14 protein-coding genes are annotated in these 17558 nt (G+C 70.1%); 9 read left to right on the forward strand and 5 right to left on the reverse strand.

All coding sequences use genetic code 11. The annotated features are described in order from the left end of the window. Positions 1-126 precede the first annotated feature (126 nt). The 5 genes from JJ691_RS00830 (at position 127) to JJ691_RS00850 (ending at position 3991) form a co-directional block, all read left to right on the forward strand. Positions 127-1275, forward strand: a complete 1149-nt coding sequence (locus tag JJ691_RS00830) for a sensor histidine kinase (protein ID WP_211766862.1) — start codon at positions 127-129, stop codon at positions 1273-1275. Continuing rightward, a complete protein-coding gene (locus JJ691_RS00835; RefSeq protein ID WP_256449354.1) occupies positions 1272-1928 on the forward strand; it encodes a response regulator in 657 nt (218 codons plus the stop codon). Before JJ691_RS00830 ends, JJ691_RS00835 begins: the two co-directional genes overlap by 4 nt. 9 nt (positions 1929-1937) lie before the next feature. Beyond that, a complete protein-coding gene (locus JJ691_RS00840) occupies positions 1938-2501 on the forward strand; it encodes a DUF6886 family protein (RefSeq protein WP_211766863.1) in 564 nt (187 codons plus the stop codon). A 68-nt stretch (positions 2502-2569) separates the two neighbouring features. Beyond that, on the forward strand, positions 2570-3487 hold the full coding sequence (locus tag JJ691_RS00845) for a GlxA family transcriptional regulator (protein WP_211766864.1): 918 nt from the start codon (positions 2570-2572) through the stop codon (positions 3485-3487). Between the two features lie 27 nt (positions 3488-3514). Continuing rightward, a complete protein-coding gene (locus JJ691_RS00850; protein ID WP_211766865.1) occupies positions 3515-3991 on the forward strand; it encodes a winged helix-turn-helix transcriptional regulator in 477 nt (158 codons plus the stop codon). On the opposite strand, the gene JJ691_RS00855 is transcribed toward JJ691_RS00850, so the two are convergent. Next, positions 3951-4640 (reverse strand): VC0807 family protein, encoded by a 690-nt coding sequence (locus JJ691_RS00855; RefSeq protein ID WP_305875361.1) that lies wholly within the window; start codon positions 4638-4640, stop codon positions 3951-3953. The genes JJ691_RS00850 and JJ691_RS00855 overlap by 41 nt on opposite strands. A gap of 188 nt (positions 4641-4828) precedes the next feature. On the opposite strand from JJ691_RS00855, the gene JJ691_RS00860 reads away from it, so the two are divergent. Then, the gene (locus JJ691_RS00860; RefSeq protein ID WP_211766866.1) at positions 4829-7417 is read left to right on the forward strand and encodes a right-handed parallel beta-helix repeat-containing protein; all 2589 of its coding nucleotides are present in this window, start codon (positions 4829-4831) and stop codon (positions 7415-7417) included. A 93-nt stretch (positions 7418-7510) separates the two neighbouring features. Here JJ691_RS00860 and JJ691_RS00865 read toward each other — a convergent pair whose 3' ends face one another. Next, positions 7511-8698: an SGNH/GDSL hydrolase family protein gene (locus tag JJ691_RS00865; RefSeq protein WP_211766867.1), complete on the reverse strand. Its 1188-nt coding sequence runs from the start codon at positions 8696-8698 to the stop codon at positions 7511-7513. 150 nt (positions 8699-8848) lie between these two features. On the opposite strand from JJ691_RS00865, the gene JJ691_RS00870 reads away from it, so the two are divergent. Then, on the forward strand, positions 8849-11050 hold the full coding sequence (locus JJ691_RS00870; RefSeq protein ID WP_211766868.1) for a GH92 family glycosyl hydrolase: 2202 nt from the start codon (positions 8849-8851) through the stop codon (positions 11048-11050). Between the two features lie 199 nt (positions 11051-11249). On the opposite strand, the gene JJ691_RS00875 is transcribed toward JJ691_RS00870, so the two are convergent. Then, positions 11250-12497: an extracellular solute-binding protein gene (locus JJ691_RS00875; RefSeq protein ID WP_211766869.1), complete on the reverse strand. Its 1248-nt coding sequence runs from the start codon at positions 12495-12497 to the stop codon at positions 11250-11252. Between the two features lie 220 nt (positions 12498-12717). Between JJ691_RS00875 and JJ691_RS00880 the strand changes: the two genes are divergently transcribed. After that, positions 12718-14247, forward strand: a complete 1530-nt coding sequence (locus JJ691_RS00880; protein WP_211766870.1) for a serine/threonine-protein kinase — start codon at positions 12718-12720, stop codon at positions 14245-14247. Between the two features lie 19 nt (positions 14248-14266). Here JJ691_RS00880 and JJ691_RS00885 read toward each other — a convergent pair whose 3' ends face one another. Continuing rightward, positions 14267-14755: a glutathione peroxidase gene (locus tag JJ691_RS00885; protein ID WP_211766871.1), complete on the reverse strand. Its 489-nt coding sequence runs from the start codon at positions 14753-14755 to the stop codon at positions 14267-14269. 26 nt (positions 14756-14781) lie between these two features. Between JJ691_RS00885 and JJ691_RS00890 the strand changes: the two genes are divergently transcribed. Further along, positions 14782-16215: an amidase gene (locus tag JJ691_RS00890; protein ID WP_211766872.1), complete on the forward strand. Its 1434-nt coding sequence runs from the start codon at positions 14782-14784 to the stop codon at positions 16213-16215. Positions 16216-16341: 126 nt separating this feature from the next. On the opposite strand, the gene JJ691_RS00895 is transcribed toward JJ691_RS00890, so the two are convergent. Continuing rightward, on the reverse strand, positions 16342-17460 hold the full coding sequence (locus JJ691_RS00895) for a serine hydrolase domain-containing protein (RefSeq protein WP_211766873.1): 1119 nt from the start codon (positions 17458-17460) through the stop codon (positions 16342-16344). Positions 17461-17558 lie beyond the last annotated feature (98 nt).

Consider the following 17558-nt stretch of genomic DNA (forward strand, 5'->3'; position numbering starts at 1 on the left):
GATCGACGCTAGGGATCGAAACGTCTCCGGTAACCACGGCCGCGAGGGATGATTGTCCCCCGTGGGAGGGACTCGGCGCCGGGGTCGGGTGCCGCATGATCGGTGCCGGACCGACCGGGAGGGGCTATGCAGTCGACCGCGCGTGGCCGGCTCGCGCGCCAGGCGCTGCTGGTCAGCGTGCTGGCGATGATCGTGGACGTCGGCGTTTCGCTGTACCAGGGCTGTGCCCTGAACACGTGGCCCCAGGTGGTCACGATGCTCGTGGTCATCGGCGCCGACCTGTGGCTGGCCGGCCCGGCCCGGCTGTCCGGCCTGGTCGCGGTCACGCACGGGCTGGTGCGGATCCTGTCCATGGTCGCGGTCGGCCCGCCCGCGCAGGGCAACACCGCCGGCCTGATGATCGCCGGCTACCGGGCCGGCGCCTGGCAGCGCGGCTGGTCGGCGTGGCTCTCGGTGATCGCCACGATGGCCTGCGTGGGACTCTCCCGGATCCTGGTGTTCGGGGTGGGGGCCAGCTGGCCGCTGCTGATTCTCACCATGGTGGAGAACGGTCTGCTGCCGTGGCTGGTCGGCCACTACACCACCACCCGCCGCGACTATCTGACCGAGCTGGAGCAGCGCGCCGAGCAGGAACGCCGCGACGCCAAGGAGGCGGTGGCCAAGGCGGTGGCCGAGGAGCGCGGGGCGATCGCCCGCGACCTGCACGACGTCATCGCCCACCACGTCAGCGCGATCAACGTGCACGCCGGCGCGGCCCGCCTGATCATGGCCGGCGACCAGCACAGCGCCGAGCTCGGCGAGTCCGTGACGGCGGTGGAGAGCTCGGCCCGCTCGGCCATGGTCGAGCTCCGGCACCTGCTGGACCTGCTGCACGGCGACCGCGCAGACGGGGCCCGGCAGCCCGGCCTGGACAACATTGACGAGCTGTTCGACGGCGTGCGCGCCGCCGGCCTGCACGCCTCGCTGATCACCACCGGCCGGCCCCGCGACCTGCCGGAATCGCTGGACATCGCGCTGTACCGGATCGCCCAGGAGATGCTCACCAACGCCCTGCGCCACGGCGACGGCACATCCGTCGCCATGCACCTCGACTACGGCGAGTCGTCGCTGGTCCTGTCGGCCAGCAACCCGATGCCGTCGGACGCGCGGGTGTCCGACGGCCCGCACCGGGGTCTGGCCGGCATCGCCAACCGGGCCGGCATGTTCAAGGGCGTGGCCAGCAGCGGCCCGGCCGCCGACGGCACCTGGCGCACCGCGGTGGTGTTCCCGCTGTGACTCTCGACGTGCTGTTGGCCGACGACCACGCGATGTTCCGCTCCGGGATGCGCGCGATCCTCGGCACCCAGGCGGAGTTCCGGTGCGTGGCCGAGGTCGGCGACGGCAGCGCGGCGGTGGCCGAGACGGTGCGGCTGCGGCCGGATGTGGCCGTGCTGGACGTGCGGATGCCCAAAATGGACGGCCTGGCCGCCACCGAGGCGATCCTGGCCGCGCCCGGCAACCGCACAAAAGTGATCGTGTTGACCACTTATGACCACGACGAGTACGTGTACCGGGCGTTGCGGGCCGGGGCCAGCGGCTTCCTGCTCAAGAGCCTGCCGCCGGAGGAGCTGATCACCGCGGTGCGGGTGGCCGCCCGTGGTGACGCCCTGATCGACCCGTCGGTGACGCACCGGCTGATCGGCCGCTTCGCCACCGCGGTCGCGCCGCCGCCCGAGCCGCCGGAGCTCGCCCAGCTCACGCCTCGTGAACGTGAAGTCCTGTTGCTGGTGGCCAAAGCCCACAGCAACGCGGAGATCGCCGTGCAGCTGCATGTCGGCGACGAGACCGTGAAGACGCACGTCTCGCGGATCCTGGCCAAACTGGGGCTGCGGGACCGGGTGCACGCTGTCGTCTACGCGCACCTGAATGGACTTGTGCGCGGCCAATAATCTGGACGGATGCGACCGGAACCGGGCCAGGTGCTGCATTTCTCCGAGGATCCGACGATCACCGTCTTCGAGCCGCACGTCGCGGCGACGGCCAAGCAACCCGAGGCGTACGTCTGGGCGGTCGACGCCGCCCGCTCGCCCGACTACTGGTTCCCGCGGCAGTGCCCACGGGCCATGGCGTGGACGGAGGAGTCCACAACGGAGGATGACCGCTCGTTCCTCGGCGACGACCGGGTGCACGCGGTCGAATACGGCTGGCTGGACGCGATGCGGACCGTCGAGCTGTACGCGTACCGGCTGCCGGCCGCCGACTTCGAGCCGTTCGGGGACTACTGCCACGTGTCCACCCGCACCGTCCGTCCGCTCGGGCCGGCCGAGCGGGTCGGCGACCTGTTCGCCCTGCACGAGGCGGCCGGCATCCAGCTGCGGGTGCTGCCGAACCTGTGGCCGTTCTGGGACCGGGTGATCGCCGGCTCCCTCGGGTTCAGCGGCATTCGGCTGGGCAACGCCTGCCCGCGCGGGCAAGCGCGGGCGGTTATCCAGCCAGAAACCGGATGCATCCGGTCGACATGACACGGGGCCGAGCTCACCATCGCTAGCATCCCGGACAGTCCGGGTCGGCTGAGGTGAGGAGGCGTCTGATGCGCCGCGTGGTGTTCCTGGTGCAGCCGCAGGTGTACCTGCTCGACCTGGCCGGCCCGGCCGAGGTGTTCCACGCCGCGCGCGACTTCGGCCTGCCCTACGAACTGTCCTATGTGGGCGACGAGCCCGAGGTGGTCACCGCCGAACTGCTGCCGGTGCGCCTCGCCACGACCTGGCCTACGTTGTCCCCCAACGACATTGTCATCGTGCCGGGCAAGCAGTGCGCCACGCTGGAGGATGTCGCGCCGAGCGAGCGGGCGTTGGCGATGCTGCGCTCGCACCACCGCCAGGGCGGCATGGTGATCAGCGTCTGCGCCGCCACCGAGACGCTCGGCCGGGCCGGGCTGCTCGACGGCCGGCGCTGCGCGACCCATCACCAGTTGCAGGACGAGCTGGCCGCGCGCTACCCGGCGGCCGAGGTCGTGCGGGACGTTCTGTATACAGTGGACGGAAATCTGGCCACGTCGGCCGGGATCGCCAGCGGCATCGATCTGTGCCTGCACCTGATCGCCACCTGGCACGGGCCGACCATGGCCGGGCGCATCGCCCGGGCACTGGTCGTGTACGCCCGGCGCAACGGCGCCGACGAACAGGTCAGCACCCTGCTGCGGCACCGCAGCCACCTGTCCGACCTGGTCCACCGGCTCCAGGACGTGATCGACGAGCGGTACACCGAGCCGCTGCGGCTGGCCGAGCTGAGCCGCAAGTTCGGATGCAGCGAGCGCACCATCACCCGGCGCTTCCGGGACGCCACCGGCCTGACGCCGCTGCGCTACCAGCAGGCGCTGCGGCTGGAGCGGGCCGAACACCTCATCGCCAGCGGGACCACGGTCGAGGGCGCGGCCCGGGCTGTCGGCTTCTCCGACTCGCGGACCCTGCGGGCGCTGCGGGCCGCCGCCCGCACGGCCTCCGTCTAAGTTCTGAACCCAGATTACACTGGTGGCGTGGACGAGAGGGTCGGGTACAGCACCGAGAACTGCTCCATCGCACGCACCCTGCAGTTGGTGGGGGAGCGATGGACACTGCTCATCCTGCGCGAGGCGTTCTACGGCAACCGGCGGTTCGAGCAGTTCCAGCAGCGCACCGGCGTCGCCCGCAATCTGCTGGCCACCCGCCTGGCCACCCTCGTCGAGCACGGCATCCTCGACCGGCAGAGCTACCAGGAGGCTGGGCAGCGGGCCCGCCAGGAGTACCGGCTCACCACCAAGGGCAAGGAGCTGTACCCGATTCTGGTGGCCCTGCTGGACTGGGGCGACCGGCACGTCGCCGACCCCGAGGGCCCCGCCGTGCTGCTGCACCACCGGGACTGCGGTGCGCCCGTGCACGCCGACCTGCGTTGCGACGCCGGGCACGAGCACCTCGCCGCCCGCGACGTCAGCCCTACTCCCGGCCCCGGGGCTCGGCTAGCAGCCGCTCAATGACCTTTTTCGGCGGCTGGACGAGGATCGCGCCGGCGACCACCAGCATGCCGATCGCCTCCATGCCGATCTCGTTGGAGACGTCGACACCGTGAGCCAGGTCGGCGGCCGTGATGAGCGCCCAGGCCCGGATTGCCGCTGACGCCACCATGATCACGCCGTAGGCCACGGTGATCGTGCGCTGCCAGAACCGGTAGCGCGGCTCCTCCCGCCAGGCCCGCTCGAACGCCTTCTCCCGTTTCGGATCCCCGAACGTCGCCAGCGTCGCCGTCACCGCGTGCCCGAACGGCACCCGATGTAGCAACGTCACCAGGCAGAACACGCCGCCGAGCAGGAAATACGCCGGCTCCCGCAAGGCTGCCACCAGCGGGCTCCTCGTCGCCGCCGCTGTCACGATCGTCACCGCCAGTTCGCACAGCACCAGCACGCCGATCATGTCCAGCCGTCCCCGGCGGACGGTGAACCACGCCGCCGTGGCCCCCACTGCCATGGCCGGCGCCGTCAACGCCCAGAACACATCGACGCCGAAGGCTCGCAGCAGGTAGTAGAGGCCGATCGACAGCACGAGCTCCAGCAGCGTCGACCCGAGCCCGCTGCCCGACCGCTTCCCGGTTGCCCCGTCCTGTTTCGCAGCTGCCGCTTCCTGTTTCAGGCCTGCCCTGTCCTGTTCTCCGGCTGCTTCGTCCTGATTCCCGGCGGTCAACCCCATCTGCCTCGCACCCCCTGAACACTTAATAGTCTCTGTCGTACTAGTCCAGTACAGACTATCGCGAAATCAACCCTCGCTCCGAGGATGGGCGTGTGTCTATATTCATCGGACGTCTGTCCGATGGAGGTCTGATGCGGTTAGCCATTGTTGTCGCCGCACACCTGGTAGCTGCCGCTACCGCCGTGGGTGTGAACGGGCATACCTCGGATGTTCTGCATGTTTCGCCCGACGGGTGGGGCAACTCCTGCCTGGCCCAGCTGCCCTGCTCGCTGACCGCAGCCCGGGACAAGGCCCGGAACGAGAACGGCGACGTGGTCGTCGAACTGAGCGGCGGCACCTACCGACTGACCACGCCGTTCACCCTGGGCCCGCAGGATTCTGGCCGGCCGGGCCACAGCGTCGTCTACCGGGCGGCCCCCGGTCAGCACCCGGTGCTCAGCGGCGGCACCAAGGTCACCGGTTTCACCAAGGTGGACGCCGCGAAGAACATCTACCGGGCCAAGGTGCCGAAGGGCACTGAGAGCCGGGACCTGTTCGTCGACGGCACGAGGGCGCAGCGGACCCGCAGCGCCGCCAACCCGCCCGGCTTCTCCACCACCGCAACGGGTTTCACCACCGCCGACGGCTCGTACGCCGGCTGGACCAACCAGAGCCAGGTCGAGATCGTCAACGACAGCGGCTGGAAGCAGATGCGCTGCCCGCTGGCCTCGATCAGCCGCAACGCGGGCGGCGGCTCCGACCTGACGGTCGACCCGGGCTGCTGGAACAACAACCACAGCAACGTGCCCAACCCGGGCTTTCCCTTCAACGGCGCGGGACTCCCCTCGCTCAACGGCATCAGCTGGATCGAGAACGCCTACCAGCTGCTCGGCACGCCCGGCCAGTTCTACCTGGACGGCGCCGCCGGCTATCTCTACTACGTGCCGCGGCCCGGTGAGAACCTGGCCAAGGCCGACGTCGAACTGCCCACCGCACAAGAGCTTCTGGACGTCAGCGGCACGCCCGGCCACCTCGCGCCGCTCAACGACACCGACTGGCGCGCCACCTACACCGGCAGCTGGGGTTACCAGAACGGCCGCCCGACCGGCGACCTCGCCGGGGACGTGCACTACACCAGCACCAACGGCAACTCCTTCAGCTACACCTTCACCGGCACCGGCATCCAGGTGCTGTCGGAGACCAACTCCGACGAGGGCACCGTCGACGTCTACGTGGACGGCGTGCGGCAGCAGACCGTCGACGCCAGTTCGCCGGAACGCCTGGCGCAGCAGGCGATCGTGAGCGTCACCGGCCTGCCCAAGGGTCAGCACACGATCAAGCTGGTCAAGACCGGCGGCTCGTACCTGCTGGTCGACGGGGTCACGGTGATTCCCGACGTCGTGAATCCCGCGCACGACATCACCTTCTCCGGCATCACGTTCGCCGACACGACCTGGAACGCACCCACCGCCGAGGGGTACGTCGACAACCAGGCGGGCGTGCTGTGGGATCCGACCACCCGTGCGCCGATCCGCATCCCCGCCGCCGTGCAGGTGCACCGCGGCCAGCGCATCACCTTCTCCGACGACACCGTGCGCAATGTCGGCACCAGCGGCATCGAGCTGGCCGACCAGACCCAGGATTCCACCGTCTACCGCAGCACCGTCACGGACACGTCCGGCATCGGCGTCGCGGTCGGCGAGGTCGACGACTACTACCAGACCCAGCCCGCGCTCCAGACCAGCGGCAACTCCGTGTCCGACAACACGATCCAGCGCGTCGGGCAGGAATTCGCCGACGCCGTCGGCATTCTCGTCGGGCACAGCCGCAACACCACGCTGTCGCACAACGACGTCGGCTACACGCCCTACTCGGGCATCTCCATCGGCTGGGGCTGGGGCTGGGCCTCCAGCTGCGATCTGCAGGCCGAGCAAGGGCTATCGCAGCCGTGCGCCCATGGCAGCACCTACACCGGCGGCAACCACGTCGTCGGCAACCACGTGCACAGCGTGATGGGGGAGCTGTTCGACGGCGGCCCCATCTACACGCTCGGCGGCCAGGCCGCCCAGTCCGAGTTCACCGGCAACGTGCTCGGCGAGTGCGTCAACGGCTGCAACGCCATCTACCACGACGAGGGCAGTTCCCTCTGGTACACCCACGACAACGTGGTCAAGTCGGTGGGCGGCTCGCTGTGGCTGAACCTGTGGACGCCGACCATCCACGACGACAAGATCGTGGACAACTACACCGACACCGGCAACTACAACAACAACGGCACCAACATCACGTTCCAACCATCCACTGTGGTCCCCGACGACAACTGGCCGCCGGCCGCCCAGGCCATCATCAACGCCGCCGGTCCCGACACCCCCAAGCCCGACCTGGTCGACGACGACGACCTGCGCGTCGCCTACCGTGGCAGCTGGTCCTTCCAGGGCGGGCGGTCCTACGGCGATCTGGACGGCGGTGTGCACTACAGCCAGCAGAACGGCGACTCGGCGACGATCACCTTCCAGGGCACCGGAATCAGCTTCCTCACCGAGACCAACTCCGACGAGGGCCACATCGGCGTGACCCTTGACGGCGTGGCCCAGCCGGCGGTCAACGCCAACACCACCCAGCGAGGCGCGCAGCAGAAGGTGTTCACGGCCAAGGGTTTGCAGCCCGGCACGCACACCCTGACCGTGAGCAAGATCGACGGAACGTACTTCCTGGTCGACGGCTTCCAGCTGATCGGCTGAGGGAGCAGCGAGATGCGGTGAAGGGGGCTTTCCTGGCGTTGAACGCCAGGAAAGCCCCCTTCCGGGCGTTCGGCGGGTGGTGGAGGTGTGCCGTCAGCTGATCAGTGTCAGGTCCACCGCGTTGGCCATCGCCTGCATCCCGCCCGCGTTGGGGTGTAGGTGGTCGCCGGAGTCGTAGGCCGGGTTGAGGCTGTGGGGATTGGCCGGGTCGGCCATGGCCTGGTCGAAGTCGACGACGCCGTCGAAGGCGTGGCTGGTGCGGATCCACGTGTTGACCGCCTGGCGCATGGCCTCGCGGTCGGCGGGTTCGTTGTCGGGCATGACGGTGCCGCCGATGATGCGCACACCGGCCTGGTGGGCCTGGGCGATCAGCTGTTGGTAGCCGGAGATCAGGTCCTGCGCGCTCAGGGGCCCGCCGGCGGTGTTGATGCCGGCGTGCAGGTCGTTGATGCCCTCCAACAGGATCACGGTCCGCACTCCGGCCTGTCCGAGGGCGTCGTGGCCGAAGCGCTTGAGGGCGCTGATGCCCTGCCAGATGTTGGGCACGTCGGTGAGCACCCGGTTGCCGCCGATGCCGGCGTCGACAACGCCCCGAGAGCCGGACAGGCGGCGGGCGAGGTCGTCGGGCCAGCGCTGGTAGGTGCCGATGGGGGTGTTGTAGCCGTCGGTGATGGAGTCGCCGAAGGCCACGACGGTGCTGCGGGCAGTGCTGGGTACGAGGTCCAAACCGGACAGATAGAACCAGGAAGTCTTTGCGGCCACGTAGTTTCCGTCGCCGTCGTCACGGGTGTGGTCGCCGGGCAGGGACAGGTAGGTGGTGTCGAAGGCGTCGGAGTGCCACGTGGCCGAGCTGGTGGCCTTGGGCAGGAAGAGGCTGACGAGCAGGTTCTCCCCGGCGCCGACCGACATCGGGACGGGGTCGCTGACGGCTTCGGCCCCGGCGGCGATGGTCAGGGTCCGCGACCGGGAGAAGGTGACGGTGTGATGGCTGCCGGCCACGGCGGTCGCCATGGTGCCCTGCACGGCCACGTCGACCGCGCCGACGGCCAGCGGCGTGGTGCCGCGCAGGTTGGACAGGGTGATCCGGGGCGAGCTGCCGGCGATGCTGCTGTGCACCACCATGCGGATGGTCTGGTCGTTGAAGTTGGGGCCGCCGATGGTCATGCTCGGGCCCCACGCGGCCAGCCGGCCGGGGGAGTCGGGGGCGGCGGCGGCCGAGGTCGCGCCGGTCGCCAGCGTTGTCGCGACCACCAGGGCCGCGAGCAGGGATCTTGTTGTCACGGGCTGCTCCACTCGACACGTCGTTGTGGTGGTGCCGGCTGACAATACCGGACAGGATCGGGGAAACATCGGACCTAATCTTGACGCTCAGCGAGAGATGCCTTGAGCTGGACCGTGGACGCCGCCGTCTCGCCGCAGGGAGCGTTAGCCATGTCAGACTTGGGAAACTCGGTCACCAGGCGCGGTTTTCTCGCCGCAACCGGCGGTGCGGCGCTGGCCGCCGGGCTGGCCGGGGCGCCGGCCGCCGGGGCCGCGACGGCCGTCGAGCCGGTCGACTACGTGGACCCATTCATCGGATCACTGACCACGACCTCGGACGGCGCCTGCGGCAAGACCTTCCCCGGCGCGACCACGCCGTTCGGCCTGGTCCAGCTCAGCCCGGACACGGTCTCCGGCGGCGACAACGGCAGCGGCTACTCGTGGGACATGGGCACCATCGAGGGCTTCAGCTTCCTGCACATGTCCGGCATCGGCTGCTACGGCGACCTCGGCAACATCCAGGTGATGCCCCAGACCGGCGACCTCCAGATCGGCCGGGACGCGGCGAAGAGCCCGTACCGCAAGGAGAACGAGCACGCCAGCGCCGGCTACTACGCGGTGGAGCTGGACCGCTACCGGGTGCGGGCCGAGCTGACCGCGGCCGCCCGGTCGGGCATGCTGCGGTTCACCTTCCACGACAACGGCCCGGCCCGCGTCAAGGTCGACCTGACCCGGCGGATCGGTTACGACGGAACGCATTCCGTGGCGCAGACGCTGCGCCTGGTCGACCCGCACACCGTCGAGGGGGCGATTCACTGCGACCGCAGCGGCGGCGGCTGGATCTGCGGCAACGGACCGGTCTACTCGGTGTACTTCAGCATGAAGTTCCAGCAGCCCATCGCCCGCCTCGGCACCTGGGACGGCACGTCGGTGTCGTACGGCCAGAACGAGCGCATCGGCACCGCCCTGGGCTTCTTCGTGGAGTTCACCGCGCAGGCCGGCCAGCCGGTGCTGCTCAAGTCCGGCGTGTCGTTCACCAGCACCGAGGCCGCGCGGGCCAGCCTGGCCAAGGACATCCCGGGCTGGGACTTCGACGGCCTGGCCGCCCGGACCCGGCGCACCTGGTCGGACGCGCTGGGCAAGGTCGCGGTGCGCGGCGGCACCGACGACCAGCGCCGGATCTTCTACACCGCGCTCTACCACACCATGATCGACCCGCGGGTGTCCGGCGACAACGGCACCGGGCGGCGCACGGTGTTCAGCGGCTGGGACGTGTTCCGGGCCCAGTTCCCGCTGCTGACGATCATCGACCACCAGACCGTCACCGACACCGTCAACACGCTCGTCGGGCTGACCGAGTCCGGCGCGGTGAAGGGCCTGGCCCGCTGGGAGCTGCTCGGCGTCGACACCGACACCATGCTCGGCGACGCCGCCGTGAACGTGATCGCCGAGGCGTACCTCAAGGGCGTCAAGGGTTTCGACGCCGAGCAGGCCTACCAGCTGTGCCGGAACGTGGCCATGGGGCCGGCGGAGAAGTCCAACCGCAGCGACTTCGCCAACTGGGCCAGGCTGGGCTACTGCGCCGACGGCAACAGCATCTCGTCCACCCTGGAGAACTGCTACAGCGACTACGCGCTGGCGCTGTTCGCCGAGAAGCTGGGCCACACCGCCGACGCCGCCGCGCTGCGCAGGACGGCGACCAACTACCGCAACATCTTCGACGCCGACGCCGGCTGGTTCCGTGGCCGCAACCCGGACGGCAGCTGGATGGCGGCCGACGCCGGCTGCGTGGAGAGCAACCCCAACCAGCAGGGCTGGTACGTGCCGCACGACGTCGACGGCCTGGTCGCGCTGGTCGGCGGCAGGCAGGCGTTCCTGGACCGGCTGAACGCGATCTTCGAGGCGACGCCGCCGGAGCAGATGATGCACTGGAACGCCGACTACAACCACTCCAACGAGCCGGTGCACCAGATGGCGTTCATGTTCGCGCTGGCCGGCAGCCCGGCGCTGACCCAGAAGTGGTCGCGTTACGTCTGCGAGCACGCGTACGCCACCGGCCCCGGCGGGCTGGCCGGCAACGACGACTGCGGCCAGATGTCGGCCTGGTACGTGCTGGCCTCGGCCGGCCTGTACCCGGTCGCGCCGGCCAGCGGGCAGTACGTGATCGGCAGCCCCGTCTTCGACCGCGTCGACTTCGCCACCGCGACCGGGAACCGGTTCACCGTGCAGGCCGTCGGCAACTCGCCGGCCAACGTCTACGTGCGGTCGGCGGAGCTCAACGGCAAGCCGCTCGGCCGGCCGTGGATCACCCACGCCGAGGTGATGGCCGGCGGCCGGCTCACCCTGCAAATGGGTGAAACCCCGGCGGCGTGAAGGGACTATTCGAAACGGCCGTTGGATGCAATGGTGCCGCCGCGTAAATGCCCGAAGATAAAGCCGATAGTGATATTGATCATGACGCTCGGCAATCATCCAGTGCCACCCCGTGAAACCCCGCGAGTCCCGCTCTCGGGCAACTGAATGTCGAGTTCGGAACTCGACACATGGCTGCCTGAGAGCGGGACTCGCGAGGTCAGCCGGGGGTGTTGAGGAGCTGGGTGATCTTGGTGTCGGCGGCCGCGCTGGCCTCGGCGACGCCGGCCTGGCCGTCGGCGATGGACTGCAGCATGTCCTGGATCACGTTGGCGTTGTCCACGGCCGACCAGCGGGTCGACAGCGGCGTGAACCAGCTCTTGGCCGCCGCCGCCAGCTCGACCGCGGTGACCCCGCTGACCAGGGCGGACAGGCCGGTGCTGTTGGGCACCAGGCCGCTCTGGCCGAGCAGCCCCTCGTACTGGGTGCCGGTGAGCAGCCGGATCCACTGCGCGGCCAGGTCGGCCTGCCGGCTGGCCTTGGGCACCACCAGGTTGGAGCCGCCCAGGAACACCGGCATCGGGCCGGTCGCGCCGGGCATGGCGAACACGCCGAGCTGATCGCCCAGGGTCGGGTACTTCTTGGCCACCGCGCCGGCGGTGGTGCCCTGGTCGATGATCATCGCGGCCCGGCCGCTGCCCAGGGCGTCCACGTCGGTGGTCTCGTCCTTGTCGGCCGGCGCCCGGGAGACCTTCGCCACGAAGTCGGCCCAGGTGCGCAACCCGGCCTGCGACTTCGGCGACGACAGAGTGCCGGTCCACTTGCCGTTCTGCTGCGTGGCGACGGTGCCGCCGGCGTCGAGCACGAAGGGCAGGGCGGCGTACTGATAGCGACCCGGGAAATAGAGGGCGGAGAAGTCCGCGGCCTTGTTGGTCGCGGTCAGCTTGGCCGCGTCGGCCTCCAGTTGGGCCAGCGTGGCGGGCGGTTGGCCCAGGCCGGCCTGCTGCCACAGGTCCTTGCGGTAGATGACCACCCGGTCGCCGCCGTAGTACGGCACGCCGTAAAGGCGGCCTTCGTAGCTGCCGGCGTCGCGCAGGCCGGTCAGCCAGCTGTCGGAGTTCTCGAAGTCCTGCCTGGTCAGGTCGGCCAGCTTGCCGGTGCTGGCGTAGGCCAGCACGTCGCTGTTGCCCATCTCCAGCACGTCCGGCGGCGTCGCCGCGGCCATGCCGGCCTGCCACTTCTCGTCCCGCCCCGGCCACTCCAGGGTGGTCAGCCTGACCTGGACGTCCGGGTGCAGGGTGTGGAACTGCTGGTTGAGCTCGGAGATGACGTTGTCCGGGGCGCTCTCCTTCATCAGCCAGACGGTGAGTGTGGTGGTCGGAGCCGGCTGCGCGCTCGGCGCCCCGCAGGCGGTGGCCAGCAGGGCCACGGCCAGGATGGCCGTGCCGGATGCGCGCGCGTGTCTCATATGATCATCCCCCCGCCGGGACCGCAGTCGAGTAGACGACGACGGTGAAGGCGGTTTCGCGCCGTGTCAATGCCTCCATTCGCGCCGGGCTGGGTATTGTCTACGGCGGTCTGCCGTGGTGGCCCCAACCGCGTGGCGCGCGTGGCTGGTTACATGGGCGGCGGGCAGTAGTCGCGACGCCGCAAGCGCGGGCGTGCGAAACCATGAACGAGGAGATGGCGTGACCGTCGATGGCCGGGTAGTCGCGGGCCGTTACCGCTTGGGCCGACGGATCGGCAGCGGCGCTATGGGCGTCGTGTGGCAGGCGCACGACGAACTGCTGTATCGCACAGTCGCGGTGAAGCAGCTGCTGTTGCAGCCGGGACAGTCCGAGGCCGAGTCCGAGGAGGCCCGCCGCCGCGCGATGCGCGAGGGCCGGATCGCCGCGCGCCTTCAGCATCCCAACGCGGTGGCGGTGTTCGACGTGGTCGACGAGGGCGACGGCATGCCGTGGCTGGTGATGGAGTACGTGCCCTCGCAGAGCCTGTCCGCGGTGCTGGAGGAGCAGGGCACGCTGTCGCCACAGGAGGCGGCGCGCATCGGCATGCACGTGGCCTCGGCGCTGGCCGCCGCCCACGCCGCCGGCATCGTGCACCGGGATGTCAAGCCCGGCAACGTGTTGCTCGGCGACGACGGCACCGTGAAGATCACCGACTTCGGCATCTCCCGGGCCCAGGGCGACTCCACGGTGACCGCGACCGGCATGCTCGCCGGCACCCCGGCCTATCTCGCGCCGGAGATCGCCAAGGGCCACGACCCGACGCCCTCGTCGGACGTTTTCTCCCTGGGCGCAACGCTTTACGCCGCGGTGGAAGGCATTCCGCCGTTTGGCCTGTCCGACAACCCGTTGGCACTGCTGCACAAGGTGGCCTCCGGCCAGATCGAGCCGCCGCGCCAGGCCGGGCCGCTGACCCAGCCGCTGCTGTCGCTGCTGTCGCCGGAGCCGACCGAGCGGATCACCATGGTGCGCTGCCGGGACACGCTGGGCGCGGTGGCCTCGGGGCAGGCCGCGCCGCCGATGCCGATGCCGGCGCACATGCCGACGGTGGCCGCCGCGCAGCGGCCGGCGCCGATGGCGACCCGGGTGGAGCCGCAGCGTCCGCAGGGCGGACCGTCGCGGTCCACCTCGACCACCGCGATGCCGCCCGTTCGGCCGAACCCGCCGCAGCGGACGGGCGGCGGCCGCCCCAACCGGGGCGCGATGATCGGCATCGTCGCGGCCGTGGTGGTGGCGGTGATCGTCGGCGTGATCGTGGTCAGCAACCAGTGGACCACCAACCGGCCGGACAACCAGGGCGGCGGCGGGGGCTCGCAGGCCGGTGGCGGCACCTCGACCAGCACCAGCGCGCCCGCCGTGACGAGCATCTCACGGCAGCCGGTGACGTCCTCGCCGGACGCGTCGGTGCAGCAGCAGACCATCGTCGACTTCTTCGCGCAGCTGCCCGGCAACGCGCAGAACGCGGCGCAGGCCTACTTGAGCCCGGACTTCAACGGCGGCGCCGACGCGTTCGTCAGCCAGATGAGCGGCCTGCAGTCGGTGAAGCTGGAGATCACCAAGCCCGGCGACTTCTTCTTCCAGGCCGACGAGCACCTCGTCGGCAAGGACGGCACCAAGACGGTGCAGCCGGTCGGCATCGGGCTGAAGTGGGCCGGGACCCAGCTCTACATCAACAAGGTGCAGAACCTGGGCGCCGCGAAGCCGGAGAGCTGATCCCGGCCCGTTCGGTCGCTCAGGCCGGCAGCACGGATTCGACGGCCGCGACCAGCCCGGCGTCCTCGGGCTCGGTCCGCGGCCGGAACCGGCCGACCACCTTGCCGCCCGGCGCGACCAGGAACTTCTCGAAGTTCCACTGCACGTCGCCGGCCGCGCCGTCGGCGTCGGCGGTCTGGGTCAGCTCGGCGTAGAGCGGGTGCCGCTCGTCCCCGTTCACGTCGACCTTGGACATCATCGGGAACGTCACGCCGTAGGTGGTCGAGCAGAAGGTCTGGATCTCCTCGGCCGAGCCGGGCTCCTGGCCCATGAACTGGTTGCACGGAATCCCCACGACGGCGAAGCCGCGGTCCGCGTACTGCTCGTGCAGGCGCTCCAGGCCGGCGTACTGCGGGGTCAGGCCGCAGCGGGACGCCACGTTCACCACGAGTAGCGCCTTGTCACCCAGTGCGCCGAGGGTGGTCGGCTCGCCGCCCAGTGTGGTCAGCTGAAGATCCAGGATGGTCATGGGGAAAGCCTAGACGGGAGCGTGGCGTGACCGAGTTGCACGAGCTGTCGGCGCTCGACCAGGCCGCGGCGGTCCGCTCCGGCGAGGTCGGCCCGGTCGAGCTGGTCGATCACCACCTGGCCCGCATCGAGGCGCTGGACGGCCGGCTGCACGCCTTCGTGACGGTCGACCCGGAGCAGGCCCGTCAGCAGGCCAAGGCAGCCGAGCAGACGCTGGTCGACAGGGATCGGGTCGACGGCGACCGGTCCGAGCTGCCGCCGCTGTTCGGCGTGCCGACGGCGATGAAGGACCTGACCATCACGCGGGACGCCCCGACCGCGTTCGGCTCGCGGGCGCTGCTGGGTTTCCGGTCGCCGCTGGACGCCGACGTCGTGACGGCGCTGCGGCAGGCCGGGCTGATCAGCCTGGGCAAGACCTCGACCTCGGAGTTCGGGCTGACCGCGCACACCGAGACCGACTTCGGCGCGGAGTCGCGCACGCCCTGGGATGTTGCTTTTTCGGCTGGCGGGTCCAGTGGTGGGGCGGGCGCGGCCGTGGCGGCCGGGCTGGTGCCGATCGCGCAGGCCAGCGATGGGGGTGGGTCCATTCGGATCCCGGCCAGCGCGTGCGGTCTGGTCGGGCTGAAGCCGTCGTGGGGGCGGGTGTCGGACGGGCCGCTGCCGCCGGATTCGAGCCGGTTGTTCGTCCGTGGCGTGCTGACGCGGACCGTGCGGGACTCGGCTGCTGGGCTGGATGCGTTGGTGGCCGGGCGGCCCGGTGGTCTCGTGCCGATCGCCGGGCCGGTCGGGTCGTTCCTGGCGGCAGCCGACCGTTCGCCCGGGCAGTTGCGGATCGGGCGGTTCACGGTTCCGGCGAGCCGGATCGACGTCGACCCGGAGTGCGTGCGGGCCGTGGACGTGGCGACTCAGCTGCTGGTCGACGCCGGGCATGTGGTGGAGGAGATCAAGCCGCCGGCCGGGCCGGAGTTCGCGCAGCTGTTCGTGCGGGTGACGACGCTGCTGGCCGCCGCCGCGCCGGTGCCGGCGGCCAAGGAAGAGCTGCTGCGGCCGGTGACGCGGATGCTGCGGGAGCGTGGCGCCCGGATCGGTGGGGCCGAGGCGGTGACGCTGCTGGCGGCGTTGCAGGGAGCTGCGCGGGCGATCATCGACCGGACCGCGGCGTACGACGTCGTGCTGTGCCCGACGCTGCCTCAGCTGCCGCGCCCCGTCGGGTATTTCACCGACGGGGGCGATCCGGAGGAGGAGTTCGAGCGCACCATGCGGTTCGTGGCCTTCACTCCCGTGCAGAACGTCACCGGGCAGCCGGCGGTGTCCCTGCCGGTGCACTGGACCGCCGACGGGCTGCCGGTGGGCGTGATGCTGATCGGCCGGCCGGCCGACGAGGCGACACTGATCTCCGTGAGCGCTCAGCTGGAGGCGGCCAGCGGGTGGGTGCGGCGGTGGCCTGGCCGGCAGCCTTGAGCGCGGCACGTCGTCCCCACACCGTGTCACGCCGCCACGCGTGCTCGTGTCCCAGAAACCGTTGACATGGTTGGCGATCGTCATCGGCATGGGGCCTCTCGGAGCCGGCGGAGGCCCCAATGCCGGTCAGCGGCCGCAGATGGCCGAGTCGAGGATCTGGAACCGGAGGTCTTCGCCGTTGTCGTCGGCGACGGTCATGTCGTTGGTCACGACGCTCCCGTAGCGGCCGTCGTCGGTGGCCACCGTCCAGGTCGCGTAGCCAAGCACGTTGCCCGCGTGCCCCCATGCCTCGCCACCGCAGGACAGCGCATGCCCGATCAGGCCGAGGCCGTAGTCGTAGCCGGCCGGCGCACCCGCCATCGGGACGGTCCTGCGCATCTCCGCCAGGGAAGCGGGCGAGACGACCTTGCCGCTGGCCAGCGCGAGGTCGAACTTCGTCATGTCCGTCATCGTGGACTGAATCGCACCGGCGGTGCTGTAGATGGACGGTTCGAAATTGGTGGTGTTGTCGAACCAGTAGAAGAACGGGCCGATCCGCTGCCCCGCGTAGCCGTGCGCGTAGGGCGCGGGCAGCGTGTGGACACCGCCGGCGGGGAAGGTGGTGTCCGTCAGCCCGAGCGGCGTGATGATCCGGCTGGTGATCGCGTCGACGACCGACATCCCGGTGATCTTCTCGATCAGCATGCCGGCGATCTGGAAGTTGGTGTTGGAGTACTCGAACTTGGTGCCCGGCGTGGAGTCGGGCTTCAGCCGCAGGCCGTCGCGGACCACCGCGGCCAGCGTGTAGGTGCCGTCCGGGTTCGCCTGGGGTTGCTGGTTGTCGTTGGTCGGGATTCCGCTCTCGTGCTGCAGGAGTTCCCGCACGGTGATGGTGTTGCCGTCGTAGCCGTTGCCGTCCACCACGCCCGGCAGGTAGCGCTCGATCGGCGCGTCGAGAGCGACCTTGCCCTCGTCGACCAACTGGAGAACCACCGCGGCCGTGAACGTCTTGGTCTGGCTGCCGACGCGGAAATGGTCGGTCGGCTGGATCGGGGTGTTCGCGGTCGTGTTGCCGGTCCCCGCCGACAGCGTCCACGAGCCGGTGGCGTCGCCGGCGAACACCGCCGCACCCGGCGCGGCGCCCAGCGCTTGGTTGAGTAACGCCTGTGTGCCTTCATGTGTGTTCGGCGCCGCCTGTGCCATCGTCGGCGCCGCCACGGTCAGCGTCATGGCCGCGACCAAGGCAGCCGGCTTGTTGACTCGCATGGATTCGACGCTAACCAGGACCGATGAAATCGCGATGACACGTCCAGCGGGAACACGCTCAGCACGTGTTTCATCGCGATTCCATCGGTTTCCATAGC

The organism is Kutzneria sp. CA-103260, from assembly GCF_018263855.1.
Lineage (GTDB): Bacteria > Actinomycetota > Actinomycetes > Mycobacteriales > Pseudonocardiaceae > Kutzneria.

Excerpts from the sequence above, each read along its gene's own strand:
- JJ691_RS00860 (WP_211766866.1), top strand. The coding sequence starts at position 4,829 with ATGCGGTTAGCCATTGTTGTCGCCGCACACCTGGTAGCTGCCGCTACC.
- JJ691_RS00845 (WP_211766864.1), top strand. The coding sequence starts at position 2,570 with ATGCGCCGCGTGGTGTTCCTGGTGCAGCCGCAGGTGTACCTGCTCGAC.
- JJ691_RS00870 (WP_211766868.1), top strand. The coding sequence starts at position 8,849 with ATGTCAGACTTGGGAAACTCGGTCACCAGGCGCGGTTTTCTCGCCGCA.
- JJ691_RS00875 (WP_211766869.1), bottom strand. The coding sequence starts at position 12,497 with ATGAGACACGCGCGCGCATCCGGCACGGCCATCCTGGCCGTGGCCCTG.
- JJ691_RS00830 (WP_211766862.1), top strand. The coding sequence starts at position 127 with ATGCAGTCGACCGCGCGTGGCCGGCTCGCGCGCCAGGCGCTGCTGGTC.
- JJ691_RS00885 (WP_211766871.1), bottom strand. The coding sequence starts at position 14,755 with ATGACCATCCTGGATCTTCAGCTGACCACACTGGGCGGCGAGCCGACC.
- JJ691_RS00895 (WP_211766873.1), bottom strand. The coding sequence starts at position 17,460 with ATGCGAGTCAACAAGCCGGCTGCCTTGGTCGCGGCCATGACGCTGACC.
- JJ691_RS00840 (WP_211766863.1), top strand. The coding sequence starts at position 1,938 with ATGCGACCGGAACCGGGCCAGGTGCTGCATTTCTCCGAGGATCCGACG.